The organism is Clostridium polynesiense (genome assembly GCF_000820705.1).
Lineage (GTDB): Bacteria > Bacillota > Clostridia > Clostridiales > Clostridiaceae > Clostridium_AA > Clostridium_AA polynesiense.
On the sequence record NZ_CCXI01000128.1, the window covers coordinates 24,996 to 31,968 of the forward strand.

General features: G+C 34.9%; 4 protein-coding genes. All 4 read right to left on the reverse strand.

The annotated features are described in order from the left end of the window. Window positions 1–12: 12 nt before the first annotated feature. Window positions 13–1,551, reverse strand: coding sequence for a putative polysaccharide biosynthesis protein (locus TA89_RS12570; RefSeq protein WP_040213836.1), 1,539 nt, complete (start codon window positions 1,549–1,551; stop codon window positions 13–15). Between the two features lie 113 nt (window positions 1,552–1,664). Beyond that, the gene (spoVT, locus tag TA89_RS12575; protein WP_040213837.1) at window positions 1,665–2,219 is read right to left on the reverse strand and encodes a stage V sporulation protein T; all 555 of its coding nucleotides are present in this window, start codon (window positions 2,217–2,219) and stop codon (window positions 1,665–1,667) included. A gap of 164 nt (window positions 2,220–2,383) precedes the next feature. Beyond that, on the reverse strand, window positions 2,384–3,397 hold the full coding sequence (locus TA89_RS12580) for a peptidylprolyl isomerase (RefSeq protein WP_040213839.1): 1,014 nt from the start codon (window positions 3,395–3,397) through the stop codon (window positions 2,384–2,386). 140 nt (window positions 3,398–3,537) lie between these two features. Continuing rightward, window positions 3,538–6,973: transcription-repair coupling factor (gene mfd / locus TA89_RS12585; protein WP_040213841.1), on the reverse strand; the 3,436-nt coding region annotated here is incomplete at its 5' end.

Here is a 6,973-nt window from a genome sequence, read left to right on the forward strand (position 1 = left end):
CTCTCCTTAATTTCAGTGTTTTTTTATAACCTTTTTAACAAGGTATCCATATTCAACAACTCCGAATAGCATTATAAATATCACATATATAATAATCCCTATAAAAATAGAAATCAAGCAGGCAACGCTTGAAGAAGAAACTTTTTGAAGAGCTATAGAATAGCTGTATAAAACACCTAGGCTCATAATAATAGATGCATAACAAGGCCTTATAAAAAAACTATAATAATCGATTTTTATTCCAAGCTTTTTTCTCATATCTGCTATATTAAGATAGGAGGAAGCTCCATATGCTATTATAGTTGCTGCAACAGCTCCAAAAATATTTATCTCAGGTATAGGTACAAGCACAAGGGTAAGTACAACCTTAACTATACATCCAAACAATAAATTCATCACAGGTTTTATATAGTGCCCTGCCGCCTGAAGTATAGATGTGGTGGTTTGTGCCATAATTATAAAGGGAATGCTTAAAGAAAGATACTTTAAAATAAGATGCCCTTCACCCCTACCGGGAAAAATGAGATTGAATATAGGCTGAGACATATAATAAAGACCAAGGGTACAGGGTATAGCTATAGCAGCAGAAAGCTTCACTGACATATCTATTTTGTATTTTGCTTCTGATTTTTTTCTTAAAGTATAAGCTTCTGCAATAATAGGTACTATTGAAGAACTTAATGCTACAGAAAGGGTTAAGGGGATATTTATAAGCACAGAAGCTTTGCCGGTAAGCTGACCAAATAATATTGTAGCGCTATTTTGACTAAAGCCTGCCTGAAGAAGCTTTTGAGGCACTAAGGCAGAATCTATTAATCCCATTACACTGGATGCTATAGCTCCCATAGATATTGGAATTGCAATTCTTAAAAGCCTGTTCATTATAAAGCTGCTTCTTTTAATCCTCATGCGTACAGTTCCTGCCCTGAACTTAATATATTTATAAATTAAATATATATTTCCTAAAAATCCTCCTGTGGCAGCTCCTAAAGCTGCCCCTGCCGCTGAGTATTCTATTCCTTTAGGATACAATATATATGCTAGTCCTACTCCTCCTATCACTCTTCCTATCTGCTCTATTATCTGTGACACTGCAGTTGGATTCATATTCTGATGCCCCTGAAAAAATCCTCTGAAAGCATCCATTATATAAATAAGCATTGGAGCCAAAGCCACCCCTAGAAGAGAATAATATGCCTTATCATCCCATTTTAGTATTGAAACTATAGGAGCGGCAAAAATGAATAGTAATACAGAAAGGCCTGTCCCTAGGATAATCATAAGCTTTAACGCTTCTTTAAATACCTGAAAACTGCCCTCCATATCATTCACTGCATTTTTTTCAGATACCATCTTAGACACCGCTACAGGAACCCCGGTAGCTGCTGATACTATAAACATATATAAAGAATAGGACATCTGATATAAGCCTGCTCCTTCATCGCCTATAAGCATAATTAAAGGCCATCTAAAAAAAACTCCTAAAAACCTTGCAAACACTCCTGCTGCACCTAATATCAGAGTCCCTTTAATCAATGATTGTTTTTTCATATAATACCTCCGAATTTTAATGGTACTAATAATTTTTATTTAAAATTCGAAGGTATTATGACTATTTAGCTGATTATGTACATAAAATTAACTGTTTCCTGATTATCAGTACATTACTGCTCCATTTGCTTTCCTAAGAAGGCAGAAGCGGTTTCCGCAAGCTTTATTTCCAACTCCCCGAGTTTTTCTCCAGCCTGCTTGGATATAATCACCACAGCACCAATAGCATCTCCTTCAGCAATTATAGGAGAAATTACCTGATAGAAATATTTCTCTTGAGGATCTTCATCATTATAAAGAGGTATTATCTTTCCATTGTTATCCCCTATGAGAACAGTCTTTCTATCATCTATGATTTTTTCCAGTTCACTGCTTATTTTCTTTTCTATAAAATCTTTTTTTGGTGCACCGCTTACAGATATAAATGCATCTTTATCTGCAATAAGTATTATATGTCCAATGGTTTGCTGAAGAGCTTCGGCATATTCTTTAGAGAAATCAGTCAATTCCTCAATAGGAGAATATTTTTTAAGTATAACACCGCCTTCTCTGTCAGTAAAAATTTCTAAAGGATCACCCTCTCTTATTCTTAAAGTTCTTCTTATCTCTTTAGGAATAACAACTCTGCCCAAATCATCAATTCGCCTTACGATACCTGTAGCCTTCATAAATAAACACTCCTCCTTATGCTTAACAAATTAATATAGTGCTCTGTAGTAGTATTATTTGAAGGATATGAAATTTTATACACAATTGTTGTTTTTATTTCCCGCAGCCAAAATAATGAATAAAAGCTCCTTCCGTTATTTCCGGCAGGAGCTTTTATTTTTAACTATTTAGCATCTTCATCTAATCTTTCAGTATATACTTTTACATCTAAATCTTTTTTCCATTGTTCCAAGTTATTGCTGTAGGCTTCATTTTTCTTTTTTTGAAGCAGATAATCTTTAATGTCTTCTTTAACTTCTTCAAAAGGAGTTACTACAGGATCCTTTTTAAGTTCTGTGGCTTTTATTAAATGGAAACCAAACTGAGTTTTAACAGGCCCGGAAACCTCGCCTTCTTTAAGAGTTTTAGCAGCGTTAAGAAAATCAGCATCAAGCTCTTGGGATTCATATTCCACAAAGCCTAAATCTCCGCCTGAATCCTTAGTACCGTCAGTACCGTATTTTTTTGCCAAATCTTCGAACTTAGCACCGTTATCATATTGCTTTTTAATATCTTTAGCTTCTTGTTCAGTCTTAACTAATATATGTGCAAGTTTTGCACCTGGCTTTTGTGTAAACTGTTCCTTGTTTTCATCATAATATTTTTTAATTTCTTCATCGGAAACTGTTACATCTTTAAAAATATGTTCTAAAACCTTTGTCATTATTATCTGTTCTTTAAGATAATCTACAACTGTTTCATCAGTTAAGTTTGAAGCCTTTAAAGCTTCCTGATACTTAGCTTCATCATTATTATACATTCCTTTAATTTCTTTTATTTTTGCATCTACTTCTTCTTTAAGCTTAGCTTCTTCAGGAACTAATTTTAATTCCTTTGCTTTTTGAAGGAACACCTTTTCAGATACCATAGTATCTAAATTTTGTGTCTGCTGGTTTTTAAGCATTTCCTTTGCCTGTTCATTTTTTTCAATATCATCGCCATATTGCTTCTTTAATGCCTCTATAACAGGAACCATTCTTTCATCCAATTGTCCCCTTGTAATCTTTTCATTTCCCACCTTTGCTAATGTAGTTTTCTGTATAGCTTCAGGTGTTTTTTCTATCAATTTACAGCCAGCTAAAGATATAGCCATTAAACCCGCTACAGCAACGCTAACTAGAGCTTTTATATTCTTCACTGCGTTTCCCCCGCTTCTCTCTGTAGATTTAATTTTTTGGATACAATGTAATCATTATAAGTATTTTTACAGTACATTGCAAACTAAATTAACACATAGTAAGTATAACAATATAAACCTGTCATTTCAAATTAAAAATTTTATTTATTTTTCGTTTCTATCATATATTCTAGTAATTCCTTAAAAACTCCCAACATATCTTCTTTTTTCAATTCATTAAGCTTATAAGCAAAGGAGGGCTTTTCCCCTAATTTGAAAACAATCTTTTTACTGTATCTGTCCATAAGAGCTTTAAATATACTCTGCTCCGTTCTTTCCCTGCTTTCGAATTGGAACAGAACCTCTTGTGGTTTTTCTTTTATTTCCTCTATACCTAATATTTTTCCTCTGCTTCTGATATAGGCTATATCCATAAGATTATATACACTTTGAGGAATAAAGGAATACCTGTCCTCTAGCTCCTCCTTAACATCCATGTAATCCTCACGGTTTTCAATAGCTGCTATCTTCTTGTATATCTCTATCTTCTGAACTTCGTCTTCTATATAATCTCCGGGGATAAAGGCATCTATTTTTATATCCACTGTAGTTTCTACAGGTTCATTTTCGATTTCTCCCTTTACAAGCTTAACGGTATCCTCCAGCATTCTGCAGTAAAGATCGTAACCTACTGCAGCCATATGACCATGCTGAGCTGACCCCATCATATTTCCTGCCCCTCTTATTTCTAGGTCACGCATAGCAATTTTAAAGCCTGAACCCAGTTCTGTAAAATCTTTAAGAGCTCTGAGCCTCTTCTCAGCCACTTCTGTAAGTATTTTATCCTTTCTGTATACAAAATAAGCATAAGCTATTCTATTAGATCTTCCAACCCTTCCTCTAAGCTGGTAAAGCTGAGAAAGTCCTAATTTATCTGAATCATTTACTATCATTGTATTAACATTTGGTATATCAATACCTGTTTCTATGATGGTAGTACACAGAAGTACATCATACTCCTTATTCATAAAGGCCATCATTTCTTTTTCCAGCTCTTTTTCTGTCATTTGTCCATGGGCTACTGCTATTCTTGCTTCAGGGATAAGGTTTTGAAGTATACCGGCCATGTTCTTAATATCTTCCACTCTGTTATATACAAAATACACCTGACCATCTCTGTTTATTTCTCTTAACACAGCATCTCTTATAAGCTGTTCATTAAACTCCACCACATAGGTTTGTATAGGGTATCTTTCCTCTGGAGGGGTTTCAATTACGCTTATATCTCTAACCCCTGTAAGGGACATATTAAGGGTTCTTGGTATAGGCGTTGCACTTAAGGTAAGTACATCAACATTCTTTTTTAAGGCCTTCATTTTTTCCTTTTGAGACACACCAAATCGCTGTTCCTCATCCACTATCAAAAGCCCTAAATCCTTAAACTGTATGTCTTTAGATACAAGCCTGTGGGTTCCTACCAGGATATCCACGTTACCTTCCTTAACAGACTTCAGGGTGTTTTTCTGCTGTGAAGAAGTTCTGAATCTGCTTATCATGTCCACAGTAATAGGAAAGTCAGAAAATCTCTTTTTCATGGTCTGATAATGCTGCTCTGCAAGAATAGTGGTGGGAACTAGCATAGCCACCTGCTTTCCATCCATAACAGCCTTAAAGGCAGCACGTAGTGCAACTTCTGTTTTACCATAACCTACATCACCGCAAAGTAGCCTATCCATAGGCTTATCAGATTCCATATCCTCTTTGATTTCCTCTAAAGAACTAAGCTGATCGGGAGTTTCCTCATAAGGAAACTCATCTTCAAACTGTCTCTGCCATTCAGTATCTTTAGCGAACTTATAACCTTTTAATGTGGATCTTGCAGCATAAAGCTTTACTAAATCTTCAGCTATTTCATTTATTGATTTTTTAACCTTAGCTTTTGCTTTAGTCCATTCAGTACCTCCAAGCTTATTAATCTTAGGAGACTTTCCTTCTCCTCCTATATATTTTTGAACTAAGTCAAGCTGCTCTACAGGTACATAAAGCTTATCACCTTTTTCATATTCAATATCAAGATAATCTCTTTTATGACCTTGTACCTCAATTTGCTTTATTCCTTTATATACACCTATACCATGGTTAACGTGAACAACATAATCTCCCGGCCTCAGTTCCGCAAAGCTCTTTATCTTTGCTACACCTTTTCTATTACTTAAACGTCTTTTTATCTTTCTTTTAGATTCACCAAAGACTTCTTTATCTGAGATAACGCAAAGCTTAAGCTCGGGAAATTCAAAACCTTTTAATAGGTTTCCAAAGGTAATAACCACTTCTCCTAAAGCTATGTCGGAAACTATATCTCTATATACGCTTTCTATTCCTCTATCTCTCAAGGTATCAACAAGTCTTTCACCTCTGGGTCTTGTACCTGAAAGTATTAGGGTCTTATATCCCTTTAATTTCTTATCTTTAATATCCTCTATAAGCATTTCCAGCTGCCCATGATAATTGTGAAGGGTTATTTCGGAAAAGCTTACTATACTCTTAGGAGCAAGGTGCTTAGCAGACTTAGCTATACTATCCATAACTATAGTTTCACCTGCTTCTAAGTTTTCAATTATACTCTCCTTTGAAATTAATAGATTTCCTTGGGAAGGAAGAATATCTCCTCTTTGAAGAAATGCTTTATAGTTTTCCTCAAATTCGAAATAAATACTATCCAGCTTTCCTATGCTTCGTCTGCTATCCTCTACGATTATATAAGCATCCTCCATGTAGTCTGTAAACCCGCAGGGATTATCGAAAAAAAAGGGCAGATAGCTGTCTATGGTTTCAAAGGACCAGGTTTCCTTTAAGCTTTCCATATTTGCTCTTACTATAGTGGTTATTTTATTTATAATTTCTTTGTCCTTAGACGCTTTGTTTGCAGAAACAAACTCCTCCAGCTCTTTACCTATCCTGTTATATGCATTATTAATTATTTCCTTATCAAGTATTATTTCTTTTGCAGGAAAAATTTCAATTTCATCTGTTTTGTCGATGCTTCTTTGAGTTTCTACGTTAAAACTTCTTATAGAATCCACTTCATCATCGAAAAGCTCAACCCTGTATGGAAGGGAAGAATCAGGAGGATATATATCCATTATTCCTCCTCTTACTGAAAATTGCCCCTTTCCATCTACCATATCCATTCTTTCATATCCTGCTTCTACAAGCTTTTCACCAATATCTTTAAAATTTATTATATCTCCCTGTTTGATGGAAAAACTGTGACTTTCATACAGCTCTCTTGGGGTATAGGCGGCTGCCAGTGCTTCCATTGAAGCTATTATAATTTTTTTGACTGGTCTCAGCATTTCTTTTATTACCTTCAGCCTAGCCCATCTTAAATCTCCGGAAATTGCATCTATATTATAAAATACAACTTCTTTAGCGGGAAAATAATAAACTTCATTTATATAAAGTGAGATATCCTCGTAAAGATTTTTCGCCTCCATGTCGCTGTGGGTAAAAACGAACAGCGGTTTATCAATTTCTTCGTATATTCCATTTATTATATAGGATCTGGCAGATTCCGAAGTTCCATATATACCTAAA